Annotated in this window: 25 protein-coding genes; 12 read left to right on the top strand and 13 right to left on the bottom strand. The window is 60.9% G+C overall.

The features are described from left to right. Position 1: 1 nt before the first annotated feature. From dxr to pyrH, 5 genes are all read right to left on the bottom strand, one after another. On the bottom strand, positions 2 to 1,174 hold the full coding sequence (gene dxr / locus Q1A63_RS07455; protein WP_298969702.1) for a 1-deoxy-D-xylulose-5-phosphate reductoisomerase: 1,173 nt from the start codon (positions 1,172 to 1,174) through the stop codon (positions 2 to 4). 3 nt (positions 1,175 to 1,177) lie between these two features. Next, positions 1,178 to 1,972, bottom strand: a complete 795-nt coding sequence (locus tag Q1A63_RS07450; protein WP_298969703.1) for a phosphatidate cytidylyltransferase — start codon at positions 1,970 to 1,972, stop codon at positions 1,178 to 1,180. Beyond that, positions 1,969 to 2,709: a polyprenyl diphosphate synthase gene (gene uppS / locus Q1A63_RS07445; protein WP_298969704.1), complete on the bottom strand. Its 741-nt coding sequence runs from the start codon at positions 2,707 to 2,709 to the stop codon at positions 1,969 to 1,971. The genes Q1A63_RS07450 and uppS overlap by 4 nt, the downstream gene beginning before the upstream one ends. A gap of 166 nt (positions 2,710 to 2,875) precedes the next feature. Next, positions 2,876 to 3,439, bottom strand: coding sequence for a ribosome recycling factor (gene frr, locus Q1A63_RS07440; protein ID WP_298969705.1), 564 nt, complete (start codon positions 3,437 to 3,439; stop codon positions 2,876 to 2,878). Positions 3,440 to 3,580: 141 nt separating this feature from the next. Beyond that, positions 3,581 to 4,309, bottom strand: a complete 729-nt coding sequence (pyrH, locus tag Q1A63_RS07435; protein WP_298969706.1) for a UMP kinase — start codon at positions 4,307 to 4,309, stop codon at positions 3,581 to 3,583. A gap of 96 nt (positions 4,310 to 4,405) precedes the next feature. On the opposite strand from pyrH, the gene miaA reads away from it, so the two are divergent. From miaA to Q1A63_RS07410, 5 genes are all read left to right on the top strand, one after another. Beyond that, the gene (miaA, locus tag Q1A63_RS07430) at positions 4,406 to 5,293 is read left to right on the top strand and encodes a tRNA (adenosine(37)-N6)-dimethylallyltransferase MiaA (protein ID WP_298969707.1); all 888 of its coding nucleotides are present in this window, start codon (positions 4,406 to 4,408) and stop codon (positions 5,291 to 5,293) included. Between the two features lie 101 nt (positions 5,294 to 5,394). After that, a complete protein-coding gene (locus tag Q1A63_RS07425) occupies positions 5,395 to 6,201 on the top strand; it encodes an AraC family transcriptional regulator (protein WP_298969708.1) in 807 nt (268 codons plus the stop codon). Between the two features lie 207 nt (positions 6,202 to 6,408). Further along, positions 6,409 to 7,452, top strand: coding sequence for an ABC transporter permease (locus Q1A63_RS07420; RefSeq protein WP_298969709.1), 1,044 nt, complete (start codon positions 6,409 to 6,411; stop codon positions 7,450 to 7,452). A gap of 13 nt (positions 7,453 to 7,465) precedes the next feature. Next, complete coding sequence (locus Q1A63_RS07415) at positions 7,466 to 8,683, top strand: ABC transporter permease (protein WP_298969710.1); 1,218 nt, start codon at positions 7,466 to 7,468, stop codon at positions 8,681 to 8,683. 100 nt (positions 8,684 to 8,783) lie between these two features. Continuing rightward, positions 8,784 to 10,874 carry an ABC transporter ATP-binding protein gene (locus tag Q1A63_RS07410; protein WP_299498843.1) on the top strand — a complete coding sequence of 697 codons (2,091 nt, stop codon included), beginning with the start codon at positions 8,784 to 8,786 and terminating at the stop codon, positions 10,872 to 10,874. Positions 10,875 to 11,026: 152 nt separating this feature from the next. Here the strand turns inward: Q1A63_RS07410 and Q1A63_RS07405 are convergent, their stop codons facing one another. The 3 genes from Q1A63_RS07405 to Q1A63_RS07395 all read right to left on the bottom strand — a co-directional run bounded on the left by Q1A63_RS07405 (position 11,027) and on the right by Q1A63_RS07395 (position 12,966). After that, positions 11,027 to 11,533 (bottom strand): hypothetical protein, encoded by a 507-nt coding sequence (locus tag Q1A63_RS07405; RefSeq protein ID WP_298969712.1) that lies wholly within the window; start codon positions 11,531 to 11,533, stop codon positions 11,027 to 11,029. Between the two features lie 254 nt (positions 11,534 to 11,787). Then, the gene (locus Q1A63_RS07400; protein ID WP_298969713.1) at positions 11,788 to 12,201 is read right to left on the bottom strand and encodes a hypothetical protein; all 414 of its coding nucleotides are present in this window, start codon (positions 12,199 to 12,201) and stop codon (positions 11,788 to 11,790) included. Between the two features lie 153 nt (positions 12,202 to 12,354). Next, positions 12,355 to 12,966 carry a lytic transglycosylase domain-containing protein gene (locus tag Q1A63_RS07395; RefSeq protein ID WP_298969714.1) on the bottom strand — a complete coding sequence of 204 codons (612 nt, stop codon included), beginning with the start codon at positions 12,964 to 12,966 and terminating at the stop codon, positions 12,355 to 12,357. Positions 12,967 to 13,148: 182 nt separating this feature from the next. Between Q1A63_RS07395 and ssb the strand changes: the two genes are divergently transcribed. Both ssb and Q1A63_RS07385 read left to right on the top strand, forming a co-directional pair. After that, positions 13,149 to 13,646, top strand: coding sequence for a single-stranded DNA-binding protein (gene ssb, locus Q1A63_RS07390; protein ID WP_299631152.1), 498 nt, complete (start codon positions 13,149 to 13,151; stop codon positions 13,644 to 13,646). Further along, positions 13,630 to 14,076, top strand: coding sequence for a GNAT family N-acetyltransferase (locus Q1A63_RS07385; RefSeq protein WP_299631151.1), 447 nt, complete (start codon positions 13,630 to 13,632; stop codon positions 14,074 to 14,076). Before ssb ends, Q1A63_RS07385 begins: the two co-directional genes overlap by 17 nt. On the opposite strand, the gene aroB is transcribed toward Q1A63_RS07385, so the two are convergent. Both aroB and Q1A63_RS07375 read right to left on the bottom strand, forming a co-directional pair. Further along, positions 14,073 to 15,188 carry a 3-dehydroquinate synthase gene (gene aroB, locus Q1A63_RS07380; protein ID WP_299631150.1) on the bottom strand — a complete coding sequence of 372 codons (1,116 nt, stop codon included), beginning with the start codon at positions 15,186 to 15,188 and terminating at the stop codon, positions 14,073 to 14,075. The genes Q1A63_RS07385 and aroB overlap by 4 nt on opposite strands. After that, positions 15,181 to 15,774 (bottom strand): shikimate kinase, encoded by a 594-nt coding sequence (locus Q1A63_RS07375; protein ID WP_299631149.1) that lies wholly within the window; start codon positions 15,772 to 15,774, stop codon positions 15,181 to 15,183. Before Q1A63_RS07375 ends, aroB begins: the two co-directional genes overlap by 8 nt. A gap of 82 nt (positions 15,775 to 15,856) precedes the next feature. Between Q1A63_RS07375 and Q1A63_RS07370 the strand changes: the two genes are divergently transcribed. The 4 genes from Q1A63_RS07370 (at position 15,857) to Q1A63_RS07355 (ending at position 19,994) form a co-directional block, all read left to right on the top strand. Then, entirely contained in the window at positions 15,857 to 16,006 is a 150-nt protein-coding gene (locus Q1A63_RS07370; protein ID WP_298969719.1) for a hypothetical protein, read from the top strand. Then, positions 15,996 to 17,537, top strand: coding sequence for a hypothetical protein (locus Q1A63_RS07365; RefSeq protein ID WP_298969720.1), 1,542 nt, complete (start codon positions 15,996 to 15,998; stop codon positions 17,535 to 17,537). Before Q1A63_RS07370 ends, Q1A63_RS07365 begins: the two co-directional genes overlap by 11 nt. Next, positions 17,537 to 18,499: a site-specific tyrosine recombinase XerD gene (locus Q1A63_RS07360; protein WP_298969721.1), complete on the top strand. Its 963-nt coding sequence runs from the start codon at positions 17,537 to 17,539 to the stop codon at positions 18,497 to 18,499. The genes Q1A63_RS07365 and Q1A63_RS07360 overlap by 1 nt, the downstream gene beginning before the upstream one ends. A 187-nt stretch (positions 18,500 to 18,686) precedes the next feature. After that, complete coding sequence (locus tag Q1A63_RS07355; RefSeq protein ID WP_298969722.1) at positions 18,687 to 19,994, top strand: HlyC/CorC family transporter; 1,308 nt, start codon at positions 18,687 to 18,689, stop codon at positions 19,992 to 19,994. A 15-nt stretch (positions 19,995 to 20,009) separates the two neighbouring features. On the opposite strand, the gene Q1A63_RS07350 is transcribed toward Q1A63_RS07355, so the two are convergent. After that, complete coding sequence (locus tag Q1A63_RS07350) at positions 20,010 to 20,501, bottom strand: ClbS/DfsB family four-helix bundle protein (RefSeq protein ID WP_298969723.1); 492 nt, start codon at positions 20,499 to 20,501, stop codon at positions 20,010 to 20,012. A gap of 203 nt (positions 20,502 to 20,704) precedes the next feature. Between Q1A63_RS07350 and Q1A63_RS07345 the strand changes: the two genes are divergently transcribed. Next, entirely contained in the window at positions 20,705 to 21,094 is a 390-nt protein-coding gene (locus Q1A63_RS07345) for a cytochrome c (RefSeq protein WP_298969724.1), read from the top strand. Between the two features lie 9 nt (positions 21,095 to 21,103). Here the strand turns inward: Q1A63_RS07345 and choV are convergent, their stop codons facing one another. Both choV and choW read right to left on the bottom strand, forming a co-directional pair. Further along, a complete protein-coding gene (gene choV, locus Q1A63_RS07340; RefSeq protein ID WP_298969725.1) occupies positions 21,104 to 22,135 on the bottom strand; it encodes a choline ABC transporter ATP-binding protein in 1,032 nt (343 codons plus the stop codon). After that, positions 22,132 to 22,965 (bottom strand): choline ABC transporter permease subunit, encoded by an 834-nt coding sequence (choW, locus tag Q1A63_RS07335; protein WP_298970471.1) that lies wholly within the window; start codon positions 22,963 to 22,965, stop codon positions 22,132 to 22,134. The genes choV and choW overlap by 4 nt, the downstream gene beginning before the upstream one ends. Positions 22,966 to 22,992 lie beyond the last annotated feature (27 nt).

Below are 22,992 nucleotides of genomic sequence, written 5' to 3'. Positions count from 1 at the left end.
TCTAACCTGCTCTGTTGTGAATGACCCGTTGGGCCTCTTGTCGTGCCAGATGGTCCACTTTGGCCACGTTATCAAGGGTCATGGTGGCATCAATATGGCCCGGCGTGGACGTGATGGTGTCCAGAACCTCTTCGACAATCATTGCCATTTCGTTGAAACCGATGTGGCCCGCGATGAATTCATCCAACGCGGTTTCCTTGGCCGCGTTGAACACCGCCCCGGCCAACCCGCCGGTTTCCATCACCTCGCGCGCCAGCCGCAGCGCGGGCCACCGGGTCTCGCAGGGGGCACGAAAGCTCAGCTGACCGATGGCGGCCAGATCCAGCCGCGCCACCGGCAGCGCCTGTCGCGCGGGCCAGTGCAGCGCATAGCCGATGGCGTGGCGCATGTCGGGCGGGCCCACATGCGCCATCAGCGCGCCATCGTTAAAACCGACCATCGCATGAATCATCGACTCAGGGTGCACCAGCACTTCGATCTGGCGCGGCTGAACGCCGAAAAACTCTCGTGTTTCAATGAGTTCCATCGCCTTGTTAAACATGGATGCGGAATCAATCGTGATCCGCTGCCCCATGTCCCAATTTGGATGGCTGGAGGCCTGATCAAGCGTCGCATGGGCGAGGTCTTCAATCGGCCAATCGCGAAACGCCCCGCCGCTGGCGGTGATGATCACCCGCTCCACTGCGGTCATTTCCTCGCCCACCAGGGCCTGAAACACTGCCGAATGCTCACTGTCCACCGGCAACAAGCGTGCACCATGGGCCTTGGCGGTTTCAAGCATCAGGGATCCGGCGCAGACCAGCGATTCCTTGTTGGCCAGCGCCAGGGTTGTGCCCTGTTTCAGCGCCGCGACCCCCGGTGCCAGACCCGCGGCCCCGACAATGGCCGACATGATCCAATCCGCAGGCCGCGCAGCAGCTTCTGTAATTGCGTCTGTCCCGGCCTGCGCGACAACGCCTGAGCCTGCCAAGGCATCGCGCAGATCGTCCAGCAGGTGATCATGGGCGGTCACCGCCACTTCGGCACGCAGGCGCTTGGCGTCCTTGGCCAGTTGTTCGATGTTGCCGGCCCCGGTCAGTGCAACAACGTCATAGTCTTCCGGCGCACGCGCAATCAGATCGATGGTGTTTTGGCCAATGGAGCCTGTGGCCCCGAAGATGCTGACCCGTCGCATCGACTATCTCAACATGAGGGGCGATCCCATGATTGGCCCCCCGATGATCAGCAAAAACACCGCCGCCCCCAGCATCCCGTCAAACCGGTCGAGCAGGCCGCCGTGCCCCGGGATCAGGTTGGAGCTGTCCTTGACACCGACCCGCCGCTTGATCGCGCTTTCGGCGATATCGCCCATCTGGCTGGCCATGGAGACCGCAACCGACACGCCGATCAACTGCACGCCCGCCCCGGTATTGGCCATGAAAAGCGCCCCAACGATGGCCGCGCCGATCCAGCCGAACCCGGTGCCGGCCCATGTTTTCTTGGGGCTGACACGCGGCCAGAACTTCGGCCCGCCGATCAAACGGCCCGCGAAATAACCCACCACATCGGTCGCCACAACCACGAGCACCATCCAGAGCATCCAGTTGAATCCAAGATCGTCGCGCACCGACATCATGCCATAGCCCGCCATCAGCACCATCACGGAAAACACCATGTATATCGTGCGGAACTCGCGCAATTGCCCGAACCCGACCAGCGCCGCCGCCAGCAGAATGGGCAGGGCAAATCCGGCGGGCAGATAAATCGCCAGAAGTGCGGCACCACCGGTCAATGCACCGAGTTGCAGCGCGGTGGATTTCGGCGCGTGCAACATGGCCGCCAGTTCCCAGACCATCAGACCGCAAATCGCGGCGACCATCACGTGGAACACATGCCCGCCCGCCCAGACGCCCCAGAGCCCCAGAACCACCAAAGCGGCGCCAGAGCCCATACGCGTCGCAAGATCGGACCATTTTTCAGGCGTTGCCGTCACCCAAGCACCCCACCATAGCGCCGGTCGCGCCCGCCGAAGGCGGCACAGAGGTTCTTGAATTCATCGCTGGTGAAGTCGGGCCAGAGCGTATCGATGAATTCATATTCCGAATAGGCCGACTGCCAGAGCAGAAAGTTCGAAATCCGCGCTTCGCCGCTGGTGCGTATGACCAGATCGGGATCGGGCAGCACATGTGTGTCCAGATAGCGCGGCAGCGTTTCCTCATCGACATCGTCGGGATGCAATCGCCCCTCAGCCACGTCACCGGCCAGCCGCTTGGTCGCGCGCGCCACCTCATCCCGCCCGCCATAGTTGAGCGCGATGGTCAGATGCACCAGCGTGTTCTGCGCCGTCGCCGCTTCGAGATCATTCATCAGCGCAATCAGCTTGTCATCCAGGCGCAGCCGGTCGCCGATAAAACGCACCCGAACGCCCGAGGTGATCAGCGCCCGCGTCTCCTTGACGATATAGCGCCGAAAGAGGGTCATCAGACCCGCAACCTCGACCTGTGTGCGCTTCCAGTTTTCTGTCGAGAAGGCAAAGATCGTCAGGTATTCCACACCGATCTGCGGACAGCTTTCCACGATTTCGCGCACCCGACGCGCGCCTGCGTGATGACCATAGAGCCGGGGGCGGCCGCGCTGCGTGGCCCAGCGACCGTTCCCATCCATGATGATGGCCACATGACGCGGACATCCCGGAATCAGGTTCACTTGGGGTTGCGGCACACCAGCCATGATACTCTCCTACTCCTGACACATCATATAAACCAGACATTGCGTCGGTCTGCGGTAAATCGGTCCGGCGCGCATGTTCTGCGCATTTGACTATGGTTTACCTAAAACACCTATGACCCCGACCGGGGTGCTGCGAAAAAATAGGGGCGCAGCGGCCCAATGCCCACTAAACCTGCATGATCTCGCCTTGCTTGGTTTCCAACATCTCGTCAATCGTCTTGATGGCGCGATCGGTGATTTCCTGCACTTCGCCCTCCCAGATCTTCTGATCGTCTTCGGACATGCCCTCGCCCTTGGCCTTCTTGATCTGGTCCATGCCGTCGCGGCGCACATTGCGCACCGAGATGCGGGCATTCTCCGCATAGCTCCCGGCAACCTTGGTCAGCTCGCGGCGGCGCTCTTCGTTCAGTTCGGGGATCGGCAACATGATGATGGTGCCATTGAGCTGCGGGTTGATCCCCAGACCGCTTTCGCGGATCGCCTTTTCCACCTTGCCGACAAGCCCCTTGTCCCAGACGTTGATCGTCACCATGCGCGATTCAGGCACGTTCACCGTCCCCACCTGGTTGATCGGGGTCATGGCGCCATAGGCATCCACCATGACCGGCTCCAGCATCGAGGCTGACGCGCGACCGGTGCGCAGAGACGAGAATTCCGTGCGCAAATTCGCCATCGCCCCGTCCATGCGCCGCTCCAGGTCGTCGGTGTCGAGCATAAAATCGTCTGACATATATTCATCCTGCCACAAGTTTCTTGGCCCGCCTCTCAGCGCGCTCGCGTTGAAAAACTGTATAAATCAGGTAGCTGGCGAAAAGCCAGCAGGAGTTGCACCCGAATTGTGTCACCCCGTACGGATCACCTGCAGATCGCTCTAACCCTGCACCCTTGTATAGGTGCCCTCGCCCGCGAGAATGCCGCGGAAGCCACCCGGTTCATCCAGCGAGAAAACAATGATCGGCAGGTTGTTGTCCCGCGCCAGTGCGATGGCGCTGGCATCCATGACCCCAAGGCGCTTTTGCAGCACGTCGTCATAGCTCACCGTGTCATAGCGCTTGGCATCGCTGTACTGGGCGGGGTCCTTGTCATAGACGCCGTCCACCTTCGTGCCTTTGAAGATCGCCTCACAGGACATCTCATTCGCGCGCAAAGTCGCGGCCGTGTCCGTCGTGAAATAAGGGTTGCCGGTGCCCGCGGCAAAGATGCAGACCCGTTTTTTCTCAAGGTGGCGCACGGCGCGACGGCGAATATAGGGCTCGGCCACCTCGTTCATGGTGATGGCGGAAATGACCCGCGTATGAATGCCCAGACCTTCGAGCGCCGATTGCATCGCCAGCGCGTTCATGACCGTGGCAAGCATCCCCATATAGTCCGCGGTCGTGCGTTCCATCCCCTGCGCCGAGCCCTGCAACCCGCGAAAGATATTGCCGCCGCCGATCACCATGCAGATCTCGACACCCAGTTCGTGGACCGACTGAACCTCGCGTGCGATCCGCTCGACAGTCGGCGGATTCAGGCCGAACCCCTGATCTCCCATCAGCGCCTCGCCCGAGATTTTCAGCATGACGCGTTTGAAGGTGGCCTGAGGGTCAGTTTCGGTCATGGGCGCGGGCTCCTGAGGCATGGGGTTTTGTTTGCGCGCAAAATGTCGCAAAAGCGGGCGGACTTCAATGCACCCTGACCGGGCACCGCGTATAAAATGACATCCACCTCCAGCAACCGCATGCATGCGCTGATCCGCGGCCTGTCGCCGGAAAAGCCGGTGCTTATCGCCGGGCCAACGGCCTCGGGCAAATCGGCGCTGGCGCTGGAGATCGCGGAGCGCCAGGGCGGCGTCATCATCAACGCCGATGCCAGCCAGGTCTACGACTGCTGGCGCGTCATCACCGCCCGCCCCTCACCTGCTGAGGAAAGCGCCACCCCCCATAAGCTTTACGGGCATATCGCCGCGCAAATGAGCTATTCCGCCGGGCATTGGCTGCGCGAGGTGACCCCGCTGCTGGCGGCACCCGAGCGCCCGATCATTGTTGGCGGCACCGGGCTTTATTTCATGGCGCTGACGAGAGGGTTGGCAGAGATCCCCCCAACACCCGCGCCCGTCCGGGCGCGCGGCGACGCATTGGCCCTACCGGCGCTTTTGGACGCGTTGGATCCAGCCACCAAGGCGCGGATTGATACCGCCAACCGCGCGCGCGTCCAACGCGCCTGGGAGGTTTTGCAGGCAACCGGGCGATCGCTGGCGGCCTGGCAGGATGAAACCGGCGCGCCCACGCTGCCGGAAACGAGGGCGGAAACCATCGTCTTTGATGTTGCCAAGGAATGGCTCAACACCCGCATCGAACAGCGCTTCGATCTGATGATTGCGGGCGGTGCTTTGGAAGAAGTGCGCGCCGTTCGGTCGTGCTATGATCCGTCACTACCCGCGCACCGCGCGATTGGTGTCCCGGAGTTGATGGCGCATCTCGATGGCACTCTTTCGCTGGCGGAGGCACGCGACCGCGCCGTCATCGCCACACGGCAATATGCCAAACGTCAACGCACCTGGTTTCGCTCGAAGATGCGCGATTGGCAGGCATTTGCGCCCTGAGCCATCGGCTGAGACTTGCCGACATTAAACTGCCGGTAACTGTTTTCAGCCCTAAGATCGGTATATCCTGAGTCGAAGGTGATGCCTTGCGGAGAGGGTGTATGGAGCACAACGCGCTGAGAATTCTATCGTTATCGCAGTTGAGCAACGGCCAGGACTGGCGGTTGTCGCTGGCGCATGACCGGGCGGAACATCTGCTGATCTGGACCACCCGGGGACAGGGGCGCGTCCTGCTCGGCGGTCAACGGCGCGGCGTCGGCACGCATAACGCGATCATCGTCCCCTCGCGCCAGCTTTTCGCGCTCGATCTGGGGCGGCAGGGCGTTGGCCAGGTGGTCGTATTCCCGGAAGCGACCGAGCTGTCATTGCCGCAAATGTCACGGCTGCTGCGGATCCGGGATGCGGGCGCGATGAACGAGTTGACCACATTGATTGACGCAGCGACGCGGGAACAGATCGCGGGCAAGCCCTTGTGCAAACTCTCCATGGATGCCTATGGAGCGCTGATCTCCATTTGGGTGCAACGACAGTTGGGGCTGGAAGAGCACGCGCCTGAGCGCCGCAACGCGGCGGCGCGGCTGAGCGCGGCTTATTGCGATCGCATCAGCGCCTATTTCTCCCACCCGATGACCATGGCCGATCACGCCGAAGAGCTTGGCGTAACCCCCACGCATCTGACGCGCGCGTGCAAGGCCGCGACCGGCAAAACCGCCGCTGATTTGCTGACCGAACGCGTGCTTTATGAGGCAAGATGTCTGTTGGCCTCCACCAAAGTGCCCGCACAGGACATCGCCCGGCATCTTGGATTTGGCAGTGCGGCTTATTTCACCCGCTTCATGCAGCACCACACGAATGCCACGCCGACGGCCCTGCGCAAAGCTTCCGCGCGACTGGTCGAGGCGGCCTGAAGCGGCAGAGACCCTCCCCCGACACACCGGAAAATCATCGATTTGCGACGCATATGATGTCGCAAAAATACATTTTTACGGCGCAAGCCCACATTGACGCCGCCCCAAAAGTCATGCCTGATGGCCAAACAATATAATCCGGAAGCTCAAAAGAGCTTTTGAAAACCAGCGCGACCAACGCGCCATGGCCTGACAACAGGGGCGAAAATGGGACTATTTATACTCAGACGGCTGGGCGTCATGATATTGACGGCGCTCTGCCTGACGTTCGTCGTCTTTTGGCTGACGAACCTTTATCCGAACCTTGAGAAGCTTGCCAAAACGCAAGGGAACTTCCGCATGTCCGATGAGGCGGTGGAAAGCTATCTGGGCAAAAATGGCTATCTGCAGCCGATGCCGGTCAAATTCGGCCAGTGGCTGGGCGTTCTGCCGGGCTGGACCGTCGATACCGATGGCGAAATCACCGGAAAATGCTTTGCCGCAGGCACGCCCGAGGATGAGCGGCACGGCTTTTGCGGGGTGCTGCAAGGGGATTGGGGGTTCTCAACCGTTTTCAAGGATGATGTTGGATCAATCGTCGCCACGCGATTGGGCCTGACCGGAAAGCTGATGCTCTGCGTGATGTTGGTGATGGTGCCCATGGCGCTGATCATCGGGGTGCTGGCGGGCATGCGCGAAGGCTCGAAACTGGACCGGTCGCTCTCTACCTTCTCCATCGCCTCGACCGCGACCCCGGAATATGTATCGGGCGTCATTTTCATCGCGGTCTTTGCCTCCTCCGCCTTTGGATTGAAGTGGTTCAAGGGGTCGGCGACCAGCGCCATGGAAAACGTGACCTTTGAGAATTTCACCCTGCCGGTGATCACCATTGCCCTTTACGGCATGGGCTATATCGCGCGGATGACGCGGGCCTCGATGACCGAGGTGATGACTGCGCAATACATCCGCACGGCGCGCCTCAAGGGCGTGAAATTCTCCGACATCGTTCTGAAACACGCGCTGCGCAACGCGCTGATCGCGCCCTTCACGGTGATCATGCTGCAGTTCCCATGGCTGCTAAACGGCGTGGTGATCGTCGAGACGCTCTTCAACTACAAGGGCTTTGGCTGGCTGCTGGTGCAGGCCGCCTCCAACAACGACATCGAGCTGCTGCTGGCGGTTTCGGTTGTCTCAGTGATCGTGGTGCTGGTGACCCAGCTGATATCGGATATCGGCTATGTCTACCTCAATCCACGTATCCGGATCGCGTAAGGGAGGGCTGGTCATGGAAGAACTTTCCTGGGGCGGCATTCTGGCCCGCATGTTCATTCAACTCGGTCCGGTCTGGATTGCGCTGATTGTCCTTTTCACCGTCTCGATGACGTATAAGCGTCGTCTGGGGCTTTATGGCAAACTCTTTGACAGCACGATCGGGATGATCGGCTTTGGCCTGGTCATGTTCTGGGTCTTTGTCGGCGTCTTTGGCGGCCCGCTGGATATGCTGGTCACCCACGACCCGCTGAGCCAGGTTTCGGGCATGAAGAACAAGCTGCCCGGCACGCCGATGCGCGGCGCCGAGGACGGGCAATACGCCTGGTTCCTGCTGGGGGGTGACAACCTGGCGCGGGACGTCTTCAGCCGTCTGATCAAAGGCGCCTGGGTTGTGGTGCAGATCGCTCCGATTGCCACGCTTTTCGCCTTCATGGTGGGCATTACGCTGGGGCTGCCCGCAGGGTATTACGGCGGCCGTCTGGACACGATCCTGTCGTTCCTTGCCAACCTGATCCTCGCCTTCCCGGTGATCCTGCTCTTTTATCTGCTGGTTACACCGGAAATCGTGCTGACCGGCATTCCCAACTACATGGCGCTGTTCCTCTTTGTTTTCCCGCTGATCTTTGTCTGTATCCTGCTGAATTCGCGATACTACACGCAGCCTGCGGTGCGCACGCCCCTGCTCATCGGTGTGCTGGGCGGGTTGGGCTGGCTCTACCTGTCTCTGGTCTCCACCAATGGCGCTGTGGTGGCAACGCCCACCTATTCGATCCCGGGCATCCCGGCGTTCCTTGATCTCTTCGACATCGATCCCGGCATTCTGGTGGTCTTCGTCTCAGTGGTTTTTGTGAACTCGCCGACTGTCTTCCGGATCGTGCGGGGCCTGGCGCTGGACATCAAGACCCGCGACTATGTGGCGGCGGCGCAAACGCGCGGCGAAGGCCCCTGGTACATCATGCTGTGGGAAATCCTGCCAAATGCGCGCGGGCCGCTGATCGTCGATTTCTGCCTGCGGATCGGGTATACGACCATCCTGCTGGGGACCCTGGGCTTCTTTGGCCTCGGGCTGGAATCGGAAAGCCCGGATTGGGGCAGTACGATCAACGCCGGGCGTCGCCTGCTGGCCCTGTACCCGCACGCGGCCATTGCACCTGCGCTGGCACTGCTGACGCTGGTTTTGGGGCTGAACCTGTTGGCCGACGGTCTGCGCGAGGAAAGTCTGCGCGATTGATGAACCGGACCGGGGGCTGTCTGCCCCCGGACCCCCGAGGATATTTCTGGCCAAAAGAAGCGAGACGCGACTGATCGGCCCTCCTGAAAGGAGCATACAGATGCCAAAGACCGACTACGATGGCCCCATCCTTGAAATCGATAAGCTGTCGATTTCGTTTTTCACCCGGCTGCGCGAGATCCCGGCCGTCATGGATTTTTCTGTCCATGTCAAACCTGGCGAAGCCGTTGGCCTGGTGGGCGAATCCGGGTGTGGCAAGTCGACGGTGGCGCTGGGGGTCATGCAGGATCTGGGCAAGAATGGCCGCGTGGTTGGCGGCTCGATCAAGTTCAAGGGCCGCGATCTGGGTGAGATGAGCGATGAGGAGCTGCGCGATATTCGGGGCTCCGAGATTGCGATGATCTATCAGGAACCCATGGCCTCGCTGAACCCGGCGATGAAGATCGGCAAGCAGTTGATGGAAGTGCCGATGATCCATCAGGGCATGAGCGAAAAAGACGCTTACGCGCGGGCCCTGCAGGTGGTCACGGATGTGAAGTTGCCCGATCCGAAACGTATCCTGGGATCTTACCCGCACCAGTTGTCCGGTGGGCAGCAACAGCGCATCGTGATCGCGATGGCGCTGATGTCCGAACCTTCGCTGCTGATCCTCGATGAGCCGACCACCGCATTGGACGTGACGGTTGAGGCAGCGGTCGTGGAACTGGTCAAGGATCTGGGCAAGAAGTACGGCACCTCGATGCTCTTCATCTCGCACAATCTCGGGCTGGTGCTGGAGACCTGCGACCGCATTTGCGTGATGTATTCCGGGGAGGCGGTGGAGCGTGGCTCCATCGAGGATGTATTCGACAAGATGCAGCACCCTTATACGCAAGCGCTTTTCCGGTCGATCCCCCTGCCCGGCGCGGATAAGAATGCCCGCCCGCTGGTGGCCATCCCAGGGAACTTCCCCCTGCCGCATGAACGGCCCAATGGCTGCAATTTTGGACCGCGTTGCGATTATTTCGAAGCGGGGCGCTGCGATCAGGGGTTCATCCCGATGCAGCAGGTCGATGGCGATGCCCGGCACGAAACCCGCTGTTTGAAATTCCAGGAGATCGATTGGGCGGCGCCGCTGGAGCTGGCTGACGTCAAGACCAAGGGCGACGTGGGCGATGTGGTCCTGAAGATGGACAACCTCAAGAAGTACTATGAGGTGGCGGCCAATGCGATCTTTGGCGGTGGCAACAAAAAAGTCGTGAAGGCCAATGAGACCCTCAGTTTCGAGGCCCGGGAGAGCGAGACCCTCGCCATTGTGGGCGAATCCGGCTGCGGCAAATCCACCTTCGCCAAAGTGCTGATGGGGCTGGAGACCGCAACGGAGGGGCAAATTCTGCTTGGCAACAAGGAGATCCAGGACGTCCCCATCGAGGAGCGCGACACCAAAACGGTCTCCGAAGTGCAGATGGTCTTCCAGAACCCCTTTGACACGCTCAACCCCTCGATGACCGTCGGACGCCAGATCGTGCGTGCCCTGGAAATCTTTGGCATCGGCGATAATGACCGTGACCGCACACAGCGCATGTTGAAACTGCTCGATCTGGTCAAGCTGCCTCGCGAATTTGCCGACCGGATGCCGCGCCAGCTGTCTGGCGGGCAGAAACAACGGGTGGGCATTGCGCGCGCCTTTGCGGGGGATGCGCGGATCGTCGTTGCCGATGAACCGGTCTCGGCGCTGGACGTCTCTGTGCAGGCGGCGGTCACCGACCTGCTGATGGAAATTCAGCGCGAGCACAAGACCACCCTGCTCTTCATCAGCCACGACCTCAGTATCGTCCGCTACCTCAGCGACCGGGTGATGGTGATGTATCTGGGGCATGTGGTGGAGCTGGGCACCACCGATCAGGTGTTCTCGCCGCCCTATCACCCCTATACCGAAGCGCTGCTCTCTGCTGTGCCCATCGCCGACACCTCCGTGAAGAAAAAGCACATCGTGCTTGAGGGTGACATTCCGTCGGCGATGAACCCGCCCTCGGGCTGCCCGTTCCAGACCCGGTGCCGCTGGAAGTCCGAAGTGCCTGGGGGATTGTGCGAGAAAGAAGTGCCTCCGGTGCGCAATTTGGACGGCAATCACCAGATCAAGTGCCACCTGAGCGATGAGAAGCTCGCGGAGATGGAACCGGTGATCGAAGTGGGCGTCGCCGCCGAATAATCCGCTTCCGGGAGAGAGGGTGCGGCGCAGACCGGCAAAAGATCTGCGCCGCAAACCACCGAGGGCCACGGGGCTGTGCCCCTCGGTGGAAACCCTTACGAGCCGACCAAGCGTAACGATGCCCGGGCGACGGTCACTCGTTACAACACGCTTCAGCTGCCAGAGGTGATGTCTTCTTCCGGCACCAATTCAACGATACGGTCGGCAAATGCCGCCAACATTGCGTCATAGAAATCTGCGTTGCTTGGGGCGACCGACACGAAGCCTTCCGGAACGGCCTGCTCATCGGTGCGGGCTGAGAGCCGGATCATCTCGACGAAATCCCGGCTGCCGCCCTCATAGGACAGGAAGCCTTCCAGCTCGTTGAACTCCGCCGAATCCGGCAGAATGGTGTCGCCATCCAGGCTCAAACGTTTGATTTTTACGGAAATGACACCCCCCTCAGGGTCATTGGTGGTATCGACGCGTGAGAGGATTTCACGGGTCAGATCATCCGCGATTGTCGGATAGAGGTCCAGCGCGTTACTGCCCTGCGGTGCGCCAACCTGCGCCTTTACATCAATGGAGCTGATGCCCTGTCCTGCCGTGGCACCCGATGCCATGAATGCGGCCGTCCCGACGCTTACAACAAGGGCTGTGGTTTTGAGAAAATCGTACATGAGAATGCTCCTTCAAACCTGTTTCACACCCGCCGCAGAGATTTTCTTGGCGGCGGCATGGCAACAACAGCAGGCTCGCAGGAATGGTTCCGTCAAAAACCTCGCCGGGGCCTCAGACGATGGACGACATCGGGGACCCTGAATGGATGAAAGGTGTTTTATTCAACATTTACAGCGCCTTAAACATGACGAAAGGCAAGCAATTTCTCGCCTGCCTTTACAACTCCGCATTACAAAGCGTTACAGATGGTGAGTTAAAACATCATCGTAATGACCAGACCCGTCAGGTAACTTAGGGAAAAGAGCGCAAAGCCTGGCTTTTTGCTCGCCAGAAATAAAGAGGCTAGCATCAGAACCGGCGCCAGCGCCAACCCCCCCAAGGCTGGCAGGAACATCATCTGGTTCAGTTCGGTTCCCGGACCCCAGGGCGAATTCTCCGATGTCAGGCCGGTCAGCAGCACGGCGGCAATGCATCCCAGCACCGATCCGATCGCGATGGGTTGGAAATGGTCAAAGATCGCAAAGCGCTTGCGCGGCTGCCGTTGCATCGTCATCGGCACAGGTTGCGATTTCAACGCGCGGATGGGGGCCTTGGCCCGTGCGGGCGCCATGCCCTGATGCGCGCGGTTGATCCGGTCAATCCGGGCCTGGAAATTCGTCGTCGCCATGTGTCTATCCCCGTCAACTTTGTTGCTCATAACCTGTTGGGGAAATCGGGCGGCACTATGACCGGGATGAGGAGCGTTTGTGAAATCCACGACATCCGTCAGACGGATACTTGTGCAGCCCGGATTGACGTCAGACGGGCGATCCTGAAATCGTTATTGACCGCCGATGACTTTCACATAGTTGCGGGTTTCCTTGAAGGGCGGCACGCCACCGTATTTCTTCACAGCCCCCGGGCCCGCATTATAGGCGGCCAGCGCCAACCGCCACGTCCCGAATTCGCGGTATTGGGCCATCAGATAGCGGGCCCCCCCTTCGAGGTTCTGTTCGGGGTCGAGCGGGTCCACGCGCAGCTTGCGCGCAGTTGCCGGCATCAGCTGTGCAAGACCCAGGGCGCCCTTATGCGACTTGGCCTTGGGGTTCCAGTTAGATTCCTGTTGCACCAGCCGCAGGAACAGATCCTCCGGCACCCCATGTTTGCGGGCCGCGGACCGCGCCATTTCCAGAAATTGCCCGCGATACCGACCATCATATTGCGGTGTGGCCCATTTGCTGGGGGTATGAACCGTCGGCGGCTGCAGGCGCACTGAATTGTTGTACTGGCTCGCCGCCCGCGTATCCAAAATGCGCGTCTGCGAGGAAAAGAGCTTGGCGCGGTTCTTGCTGGAGAGCGTCTGCGCGTCCACGGGCAGGCTCACCGCACCAAATGCAACGATCACGGCACCACAGCATACCAGCCGGGCCAGGGTCTTGGGCATCCCACTCATCAGATTGGCCAATATACCGAAATTAACTTTTGATCCAGTGTTTTGCGCAAGGCACGGGTTTGTTCAACCCACGGTTTTAGTGAGTGGAAAGCGCCGCGCTGTCGGTATAGGTTTAGTCAAATTGCACAGGTCGGGATTCGCAAAGGCCCGATGCAGGCGGAAAAATACCAAAAGGGGGCACCATGGCCGGCTCAGTGAACAAGGTTATTCTCATTGGCAATCTGGGGCGCGACCCGGAAGTGCGCAGTTTTCAGAACGGCGGGAAGGTGTGCAACCTGCGCATCGCCACCTCTGAGACATGGAAAGACCGCAATACGGGCGAGCGCAAGGAACGCACCGAATGGCATTCCGTCGCGATCTTTCAGGAAGGTCTGGTGCGCATCGCGGAGCAGTATCTGCGCAAAGGGTCCAAGGTCTATATCGAAGGGCAGTTGCAGACCCGCAAATGGCAGGACCAGTCCGGACAGGATCGATATTCCACCGAAGTGGTGCTGCAGGGCTACGGCGGCACGCTGACCATGCTGGACGGTCGCGAAGGTGGCGGCGGTGGTGGTAACTTTGGCGGTGGCGGTGGCGGCTCCGCTGGCTATGACGACCGGGGCGGCGACAGCTATGGCGGCGGCTCAGGAGGCGGCAGCCCGGCCCCTTCACGCGATCTGGATGATGAAATCCCATTCTGAAGACGTTCTGGTTCGCAGGCTTGAGCAGGCGGATTCTGAAAACCTCATCACTCTCTATAATGAACTGACCTTCGGGCCCAAGACGGCCCGGATGCGCCGTGTTGCTGCGGTGATGGCGCATCCCGGCACCCGCATTTACGGCGCGGAAACTCAGGGCCGGATCATCGCCATGGTCACGCTGCATATCCTGCCGAATGTGACATATGATGGTCGACCCTACGCGCTGATCGAAAATGTGGCGACCGCAGCAGAGTTTCGCAAACGCGGGATCGGCCGCAGCGTGATGCAGGCCGCGATTGACGCCGCCTGGGCGGAAGATGCCTATAAGATCATGCTGATGACCGGGCAGCGGCGCGGCGCACGCGAGTTTTACGAAGCGCTCGGCTTTGATTGCGAGGACAAGTTCGGCATGGTGCTGCGCCGGGCTTAACGCCGCGCAGCCAGAGCGTCCTGCAGAACGGCGCGTACCGCGTCCTTCGGCACGTCGGAGGTGATGAAGGCCTCGCCAATCCCACGGGCCAGGATGAACCGCAATGTCCCCTGCACCACCTTCTTGTCCTGCCCCATCAGGTCCAGCAAGCCGTCCGCATCCGGCAATGCGCCGGGAATGTCGGCCATGTCTGTCTTCATACCCATCGCCTTGAGATGCGCGCGCACCCGGCTGGGGTCTTCCTGCGCACAGAGTCCCATGCGCGACGACAGCTCAAAGGCCAGCGCGCAGCCCACCGCCACCCCCTCGCCGTGCAGCAGCCGGTCGGAATAGCCCGTCGCCGCTTCCAGCGCGTGACCAAAGGTATGTCCGAGGTTCAGCAGGGCACGGTCCCCCTGCTCGGTCTCGTCCCGTGTCACGATATCGGCTTTCATCTGAACCGAGCGCCGCACCGCCTCGACCCGTGCGGCCATATCGCCCGCCGCCAGCGCAGGCCCCTGCTTCTCCAGCCATTCAAAGAATGCCGCATCCCCCAGCAGCCCGTATTTCACGACCTCGCCGTACCCGGCCAGAAAATCGCGCGGCTCCAGGGAGCCCAGCACATCCGTATCTGCCAGAACCAGCGCGGGTTGATGAAAAGCGCCGATCAGGTTCTTGCCCTGCGCGGCATTGATGCCGGTTTTACCGCCTACCGAGCTGTCGACCTGCGCCAGCAGGGAGGTCGGGATCTGCACAAATCGCACGCCGCGACGCAGGATGGCCGCGGCAAACCCCGCCAGATCGCCAATGACGCCACCACCAAAGGCCACAACGACGTCGCCGCGTTCAACCCGCTGGTCCAATAACCAGCTGACGCTCTGCTCCAGCGGCCCCCAGGATTTCGTGGCCTCGCCCGGCGGCAACGCCAGCGCCTCACTCGTTATCCCTTCCTGCGCTAGCCCAGCCTTGAGCGTGTCGAGATGCAACCCCGCCACGGTCGCGTCGGTCAAAATCGACACCCTTGGGCGTGATAAAAACGGCGCAATCTCAGCGCCTGCCTGGGCCAGCAGCCCCGGCCCAATGCGCACGTCATAGGCGCGCCCCGGCAGATCGACATGTACAGTCTCAAGCATCGCGGCGCTCCAGCACATCAGGGCGCGTCAAGAGCACCGAGGTCACCCGCTGGGCCATCTGGTCCAGCGTCACAGGCGGCGCGCAAGGGACGCGCAGATCGGCCTTGCTATATTCGGGCACCCGCTTGGTATAGAGATCCGTCAGGGTCGCCTTGGGGTCAGCGGTGCGCAGCAAGGGGCGTGTATCGCGGTGGCGCACACGGCTCCACAACAGCTCCAAATCCGCGTCCAACCAGACGGCCACACCGTTGCGGGAAATGTTTTCCCGATTTTCTGCGGATAGAAAAGCGCCGCCCCCCGTGGACAAGACGCAGCGCTCATCCTGCAACAGGCGCGAGATCACTTCCGTCTCGCGGGCGCGGAAAAACGGCTCGCCGTCGCGCGCAAAAATCTCCGGCACGGTCATATTCGCCGCGGCCTCGATTTCCTGATCCGAATCGAGAAAACGCACGTTCAGCAGTTGCGCCAGCACCCGTCCCACCGCTGTCTTACCGGCCCCCATCATCCCGACCATGACAACAGTTTTTTTCAGCACATAGGGGTTTGCCTGGGCCCCGTTGGCCACGGATTGCTGAAATTCGCTCATAATTATGTGAATGACGTGATATTGTGCAAAAGGCCATATATAAGTTTGGAAAAATCGGCAGGCAATCAAGGCAGTATCAACAATGTCGCGCGTCTTTAAACTTCTGGTCTACCTCATCGTACTCGGTCTGATCGGGCTCGTAGGCTACGCCTATGTCGGCCCCTATTTCGGCGCTGATTTCTCGGCGCCCCAGGAAGAAGTCCGCGTACCTGTGACGCTGGATGCCAATTAACCCGCACATATCTCTGACGGTTCTGGTGCTGTGCGGTGGCTTGGGGGCAAAGCTCGCAGCGCAAGATCAGCCATTGTCGGTGATCGATTGGGTGCAACAAAACCCCGATCAGCCCGCAATGACCTCTGTTGCCATGCCCAACGCCGAACCGCCGGTTGCCCATTCGGGGACCGTCCCGACGGTTGCTGTGCAGCCGCTTGAAGACGAGGCGGTCCGCATCATCGGACTGGTCCCGGCCAGCGTCACCGGCCTGCCGCAGGATCTGTGGCGCAAAAGCGATCCCAAGGAGCTCAGCGCCACGCTCACCGGGCTTCCGGACTTTCGCCTTCCTGCCGCGCAGGCCCTTTTGTTCACCGCCCTGCTGACTGAGGCGCAAGGCCCGGGACGGGACGCGCGGGAAGAGGATATATTCACCCTTGCGCGGGTCGAAGCCTTGCAACGGTTCGGCGCGCTCGACCCGGCGCTCGCGCTGATCGAGCAAGCAGACGTGACACGCGACAAGGAACATTTTGCCGCCTACATGGATCTGGCGTTGCTCACCGCGCAGGAGTGGCCTGCCTGCAATATTCTGGCCGCGCAGTTGCATCTGTCGCCCAGCATCGGCCACCGCATCTATTGCGCCGCCCGCAAGGGGGACTGGGCCACCGCGGCGTTGCTCTTTGATACCGCGCGGGCGCTGTCGATGATGTCGCGCGCAGATCAGGAATTGCTTGACCGGTTTCTACATCCGGAACTCTTTGACGGCGCACCGCCGCTGCGCCCGCCGCGCGACATCACCCCCCTGCTCTTTCGACTGCATGAAGCGATTGGTGAACCGCTGCCCACCCGGCTGCTGCCGCGCGCCTACGCGGTTGCCGATCTGCGGGATCTGGCGGGCTGGAAAGCGCAGTTGGAAGCCGCAGAACGATTGGCGCAAACCGGTGCCCTGCCCGACAATCGCCTGCTCGGGCTCTATACCGAACGTGCGCCTGCGGCCTCCGGCAGCATCTGGGACCGGGTCGAGGCCGTGCAGCAGTTCGATACCGGGCTTGGTGCCCGATCTGCCGATGCGGTGTCGAAGACGCTGCCCAGGGCCTGGCAGGCCATGCAGCAGGCCGAACTAGAAACGGCCTTTGCCGGTCTCTTCAATGATCGTCTGTCAAATCTTGATCTATCCGGGCGCGCAGCGGACATCGCCGAGACCATGGCCTATCTCTCGCCAGACTACGCTGCAGCCGCTGAGCGATCCGATAACAGCCTGCTGCGGGCGGTGGCGGCAGGCGATCCCTCCGGCATGACATCGAATGATCTTGTCACCAGCGCTGTCATCGACAGCTTCAAGCCCGGTGCCGAGAGCCGCGAGCTGATGACCATGGCGCGCACCGGGAGGCTGGGCGAGGTCGTGCTGCGCGCGTTGGTTCTGCTGGAAGACGGCGCGGCGGGAGATCCCGGCGCCCTCACCGAAGCCCTCGGCACCCTGCGCGCGCTGGGGTTCGAAGATACGATGCGGCGCGCAAGTTTGCAGATCCTTCTGTTGGAAAGGTTCGGGTAATGGCACAACGGCACTGGATTTCCGCGTTTCTCGAAGCGCAGGCAGCCGAACTTGGGGCTGCCCGCAATACCCTGCTGGCTTATGGCCGCGACTTGCAGGATTTTGAAAGCTGGCTGGCGCACAGCGACATGGGCTTCGACAAGGTCGTCAAAGCGGATGTGGAGAACTACCTGGTGAGCTGCGACGCCCAGGGCTTGTCAAAAGCCACGCGGGCGCGCCGGTTGTCGGCAATCAAGCAGCTGTTTCGCTTCGCCTTTGAGGAAGGCTGGCGCAGCGACAACCCCGCGATCCAGATTGCGGGCCCCGGGCGGGACAAACGCCTGCCCAAAACCCTCTCCGAGGCGGAGGTGGACCGCTTGCTGGAAGCCGCGCGCGCCTCTGGTCGGTCGGAGCGGGACCGGAAGCGCAACACCTGCCTGATGGAATTGCTCTATGCGACGGGCATGCGGGTGTCGGAACTGGTGAGCCTGCCGGTCAGTGCGGCACGGGGCGACCCCCGCATGCTGCTGATCCGCGGCAAAGGCGGCAAGGAACGTATGGTGCCGCTCTCTCCACCCGCCCGCGAAGCACTGGCAGAGTGGATCGAGTTGCGCGACAGGATGGAGGATGATCGTCGCGTCGCTGGCAAGCCTGCGTCAAAGTACCTCTTTGTGTCGCATTCCGCCGCCGGGCACCTGACGCGCCACCGGTTTTATCTGCTGATCAAGGAATTCGCCGTAACGGCGGGTGTCTCCCCGGACAAAGTGACGCCGCATACGTTGCGCCACGCCTTTGCCACCCATCTGCTAGCCAATGGGGCCGATTTGCGCTCAATCCAGACGTTGCTGGGCCATGCGGATGTCGCAACGACGGAGATCTACACCCATGTGCTGGAGGCGCGCCTGTCGGAACTGGTGCTCACCCATCACCCGCTGGCCAATGACGCGCCGCGTAAAAACGGTGACAAGGTCTCCTCGGACTAACGCGCGCGCAGCGGGTAGTTTTACCGGGGAAACCGTTGCCAGCCCCTGGTGCGGGGGATGATTCACCAAACAGCAACACTACGGCTTTGATTGCACTCGGAACGCGGTGCATTTGCCGCAGCTCTCTTGATTGACGCAAGCGCCGTGCCCATAACCGTACCATCCACATTCAAAGGGTGAATTCCAAATGGAAACGGCGACGGCAACGCTTGATAGCGCATTCTGGCTCACATCAGGTGTGATCCTCTTTCTGCTTGTGCTGTCAGGGTTTTTCTCCGGATCCGAGACTGCCCTGACCGCCGCGTCCCGAGGCAAGCTGCGCGCACAGGCCGATAAAGGTTCGCGCGGGGCGGAACGCGCATTGAAGATCACCGAGGACAATGAACGGCTGATCGGGTCGGTGCTGCTGGGCAACAATCTGGTCAACATTCTGGCCGCCTCGCTGGCCACGGCCATCTTTACCCGCGCCTTCGGGGAAAGCGGTGTGGCGCTGGCCACGTTGGTGATGACCCTGCTGGTGCTGATCTTTGCGGAGGTGCTGCCCAAGACCTACGCGATCACCAATTCCGAGACCGCAGCCGCCCTTGTCTCTCGGCCAATTTCGCTGGTGGTAACGGTGTTTTCACCGATCGTGGCGGCGGTGCGCCTCTTTGTGCGCGGTGTCCTGCGGGTGTTCGGCGTGACCATTGACCCTGACAGCAATATTCTGGCCGTGCGCGAGGAGATCGCCGGGGCGCTGCAACTGGGCCACTCCGAAGGGGTGGTGGAGAAGGAAGACCGCGACCGTATCCTGGGTGCGCTGGACCTCAACGACCGCACGGTGGAAGAGATCATGCTGCATCGCTCGGGCATCGAGATGATCAATGGCGAAGACAGCCCGCAGGAAATTCTGGAACAGTGCCTGACCTCGAACCACACCCGCCTCCCGGTCTATCAGGACGATCCGGAGAACATCATCGGCGTGATCCACGCCAAGGATCTGCTGCGGGCGATGTACAAGACCATCGGCGGCCCCGAAGGCGACGCAGCCCAATTGCGCGACTTCAAAATCCTCGATGTCGCCATGGAGCCCTATTTTGTGCCGGAAACCTCGACGCTGGCGGAGCAGATGCGCCAGTTCCTGCGCCGGCATACCCATTTTGCCCTCGTGGTGGATGAATATGGCTCGCTGCAGGGTCTGATCACGCTGGAGGATATTCTGGAGGAGATCGTCGGCGAAATCACGGATGAGTTTGACGAAGGTGACGATCAGACGGTGACCAGCGGCGAGGACGGTCAATTTGTGGTCGACGGTGCCATGACGATCCGGGATTTAAACCGCGCGACCGATTGGAACCTGCCGGATGACGAGGCCAATACCGTCGCTGGGCTGGTGATCCATGAGGCGCAGATGATCCCGACATCGGGACAGGTGTTTTCCTTCCACGGCTTCCGGTTCGAGGTCACCGCGCGAGATGGCAACAGGATCACCGAGTTGAAAATCCGACCGCTCTGACGTGAGGTGTCACGCCTAGAGTGATCGTAACCGCGCGCGAATGTATTTGGCCGCGGATCTAAAATGGCTTGGCCCTGCCGCCTCGACCCAACGGCCGGGCGTCCAGTGATTCTTCGCACCCTGCATCGGGCCGCCATAGAGATCTTCATTGCAACAGGTTTGCACGAAGACCAGGAGTGCGGCGTATTCCTGTTTCAAAAGCGCTTGCGCCGCCGCCCAATCCACGTCCTTTTGCGCCGCGCGCAGATCTGCATTGTACCGCTTCAACTCGTTCCACTTGTACCCTTCGGCGGGGAAATGGACCGTTTTGCCCGCCTGCCCGTCCGCATACCAGCCGAGAAAAAGCGTGATCCAATGGGCGCGGTGCGCAACCACATCCTTGATCGAGGTTTCCGCCTCATCCTTCAGCATGGCCTGCTCCGCCGGGATGGGCGTGATCAGCCCGTCCAGCTTTGCGTATTCCTTTTGCAATATGTCGATCAATTCGGATTTGTTTGCCGCCGCCATGTGTCCCGCCTTTCCGGCCCAGATTGACCGTGTTTTGCGGCAGCGGCATTGATCCCTGTCAACGCGGGCCCGGGCATTCCGGTCCCGAACCCGAAAGCCGCCGCTGGCCCGTTGTGAAATTCGACACCGCAATTGATACAGGTCAACGCGTGTCGCGCCGCCCGTCGGATAAGTTAGCGATCATAAACCATTAGGAGATGGACATGCGTTTTCTTTCCGCCCTGTTGTTTTGCTTGGCCAGTGCCGCGGGCGCCCAGAATCTGGAGGATGGCGAGAAGCTCTATAACCTGCATTGTGCCGCGTGCCACGGCGTGGAGGCCAAGGGGAACGGCCCGATGTCACCGGTGCTGCTGGTGCAGCCCGCCAACCTGACGCTGCTGTCACAGAAAGCCGATGGGGCGTTTCCGGTGTTCCGGGTCGTCAAGCGGATCGATGGGCGTGACCCACTGGTCAGCCACGGCAGCGACATGCCCGTCTATGGCTGGTTTTTCGAAGGTCAGGGCGTCGCCATCGCCGCCAACGATGGTCAGCCGATCATGACCAGCAAACCGGTGGCGGACCTGGTGGCCTGGCTCAAGACCATTCAGGAATAGATTTGGCGGTTAAGGTGTCTCGCGCGGGTCGAGAATGCGCGCGATCACACCGCGTTTGGTGACCTGTCCCACCAGGTCGCCATTCTCTTCAACCCCCAATGGGCCATCGGTTTCCAGTAGCTTGCGCATCACGGTTTCGACGTTCATATCCGCTGGCACCGCTTGATCCGGCGGCGCTTGGGCCGGTTCCATCACATCGCTGGCGTTCAGCACCCCAAGCGGATTCATATGTGCGACGAAGTCCGCCACATAGTCGTTCACCGGATTGGAGAAAATCTCCTGCGGGGTGCCGCATTGCACGATGCGCCCGCCTTCCATGATGGCAATGCGATCACCGAGCTTGAAGGCTTCATCCAGATCGTGGCTGACAAAGATGATCGTGCGTTTGAGATCGCGCTGCAGATCGAGCAGTTCGTCCTGAAGCCGCGTGCGGATCAACGGATCCAGCGCCGAGAAGGGCTCATCCATCAGCAGGATCGGCGCATCCGTGGCAAAGGCCCGCGCCAGACCGACCCGCTGCTGCATGCCGCCCGAAAGCTCGCCGACCTTGCGCTCCGCCCAATCGGACAATCCCACCAGTTCAAGCTGCCGGTCTGCCCGCGCATAGCGGTCTTTCTTGGGCACATCCGCCAGTTCCAGCCCCAGCGCCACGTTTTCGCGCACCGTGCGCCAGGGCAGCAGGCCAAATTGCTGAAACACCATGGAAACGCATTCGCGCCGTACCCGGCGCAGGTCATTGGCGGAGCTATGGGTGACGTCGCAGGACCAATCCGCATCGAACACGCGCACGGCCCCGCGCACCACCGGATTGAGACCGTTCACAGCCCGCAACAAGGTGGATTTCCCTGAGCCGGAAAGCCCCATGAGCACCAGGATTTCACCGGCTGGCACGTCCAGCGAGCAGTTGTGTACGCCAAGCACCTGACTGGTTTCCTGCCGCACCTCCGCCCGGGATTTCAGCGCATCCATGCCTGGCAGCGCCGATGCAGGTGCGTCACCAAAAACGATGGAGACATTGTCAAACTCAACGGCATTTGTCATTTGCGATCCACCCGCAGCATCCGGTCCAGCATGATGGCGACAACGACGATGATGAAGCCGCTCTCAAATCCAAGGGCGGTGTTCACCTGATTGAGCGCGCGCACCACCGGCACGCCCAATCCATCCGCGCCCACCAGCGCGGCGATCACCACCATCGAGAGCGACAGCATGATCGTCTGGTTGAGCCCTGCCATGATCTGCGGCAAGGCATAGGGCAACTCGACCTTCCACAGTTTCTGCAGCGGGGTGGCGCCGAAGGCATCTGCGGCTTCGAGCAGGGGTTTCGGCGTTGTGCTGATGCCCAGATGGGTCAGACGAATGGGCGCTGGCACCACAAAAATCACCGTGGCGATCAGGCCCGGCACCATGCCAATGCCAAAAAACACAATGGCCGGAATGAGATAGACGAAGGTTGGCAGCGTCTGCATCAGGTCCAGCACCGGGCGCATCGCCTGAAACAATCGCGGACGGTGTGCGGCGGCGATGCCGATGGGCACCCCGATGGCCATACAGACCACGCAGGCCGACAGCACCAGCGTGATGCTCTCCGTCATCTCCTCCCAATAGTCCTGGTTGAGGATGAACAGAAAGCCCAAAGCGACAAAAAGGCAGATTTTCCAGCTGCGTTGCAGCGCCCAGGTAAGCGCCACAAAGGCGAGGATGATCACAAAGGGATGCGGCGTCTGCAGCACCCAGAGGATCGCATCGATCATCGCTTCCATCGCCACGGCGAGCCCGTCAAAGAACCACTCGCCATTGGTCTGAAGCCAGTCAAAGAACGCCGCTGCAGTTTTGCCGACAGGTATCTTCGTTTCAGTCAGCCAGTCCAGCAAAACCTACCCCTACCTCAGTTTAAT

The organism is uncultured Roseobacter sp., from assembly GCF_947499265.1.
Lineage (GTDB): Bacteria > Pseudomonadota > Alphaproteobacteria > Rhodobacterales > Rhodobacteraceae > Roseobacter.
This window is presented reverse-complemented; position numbering and strand designations above follow the sequence as displayed.

Coding starts and splice junctions, on each gene's coding strand:
- choV (WP_298969725.1), bottom strand. CDS start 22,135: ATGACAAATGCCGTTGAGTTTGACAATGTCTCCATCGTTTTTGGTGAC.
- aroB (WP_299631150.1), bottom strand. CDS start 15,188: ATGCTTGAGACTGTACATGTCGATCTGCCGGGGCGCGCCTATGACGTG.
- Q1A63_RS07415 (WP_298969710.1), top strand. CDS start 7,466: ATGGAAGAACTTTCCTGGGGCGGCATTCTGGCCCGCATGTTCATTCAA.
- Q1A63_RS07350 (WP_298969723.1), bottom strand. CDS start 20,501: ATGGCGGCGGCAAACAAATCCGAATTGATCGACATATTGCAAAAGGAA.
- pyrH (WP_298969706.1), bottom strand. CDS start 4,309: ATGACCGAAACTGACCCTCAGGCCACCTTCAAACGCGTCATGCTGAAA.
- Q1A63_RS07400 (WP_298969713.1), bottom strand. CDS start 12,201: ATGGCGACGACGAATTTCCAGGCCCGGATTGACCGGATCAACCGCGCG.
- Q1A63_RS07345 (WP_298969724.1), top strand. CDS start 20,705: ATGCGTTTTCTTTCCGCCCTGTTGTTTTGCTTGGCCAGTGCCGCGGGC.
- Q1A63_RS07395 (WP_298969714.1), bottom strand. CDS start 12,966: ATGAGTGGGATGCCCAAGACCCTGGCCCGGCTGGTATGCTGTGGTGCC.
- Q1A63_RS07375 (WP_299631149.1), bottom strand. CDS start 15,774: ATGAGCGAATTTCAGCAATCCGTGGCCAACGGGGCCCAGGCAAACCCC.
- Q1A63_RS07420 (WP_298969709.1), top strand. CDS start 6,409: ATGGGACTATTTATACTCAGACGGCTGGGCGTCATGATATTGACGGCG.
- Q1A63_RS07385 (WP_299631151.1), top strand. CDS start 13,630: ATGAAATCCCATTCTGAAGACGTTCTGGTTCGCAGGCTTGAGCAGGCG.
- miaA (WP_298969707.1), top strand. CDS start 4,406: ATGACATCCACCTCCAGCAACCGCATGCATGCGCTGATCCGCGGCCTG.
- Q1A63_RS07355 (WP_298969722.1), top strand. CDS start 18,687: ATGGAAACGGCGACGGCAACGCTTGATAGCGCATTCTGGCTCACATCA.
- dxr (WP_298969702.1), bottom strand. CDS start 1,174: ATGCGACGGGTCAGCATCTTCGGGGCCACAGGCTCCATTGGCCAAAAC.
- Q1A63_RS07425 (WP_298969708.1), top strand. CDS start 5,395: ATGGAGCACAACGCGCTGAGAATTCTATCGTTATCGCAGTTGAGCAAC.
- ssb (WP_299631152.1), top strand. CDS start 13,149: ATGGCCGGCTCAGTGAACAAGGTTATTCTCATTGGCAATCTGGGGCGC.
- uppS (WP_298969704.1), bottom strand. CDS start 2,709: ATGGCTGGTGTGCCGCAACCCCAAGTGAACCTGATTCCGGGATGTCCG.
- Q1A63_RS07370 (WP_298969719.1), top strand. CDS start 15,857: ATGTCGCGCGTCTTTAAACTTCTGGTCTACCTCATCGTACTCGGTCTG.
- frr (WP_298969705.1), bottom strand. CDS start 3,439: ATGTCAGACGATTTTATGCTCGACACCGACGACCTGGAGCGGCGCATG.
- Q1A63_RS07360 (WP_298969721.1), top strand. CDS start 17,537: ATGGCACAACGGCACTGGATTTCCGCGTTTCTCGAAGCGCAGGCAGCC.
- Q1A63_RS07410 (WP_299498843.1), top strand. CDS start 8,784: ATGCCAAAGACCGACTACGATGGCCCCATCCTTGAAATCGATAAGCTG.
- Q1A63_RS07405 (WP_298969712.1), bottom strand. CDS start 11,533: ATGTACGATTTTCTCAAAACCACAGCCCTTGTTGTAAGCGTCGGGACG.
- Q1A63_RS07365 (WP_298969720.1), top strand. CDS start 15,996: ATGCCAATTAACCCGCACATATCTCTGACGGTTCTGGTGCTGTGCGGT.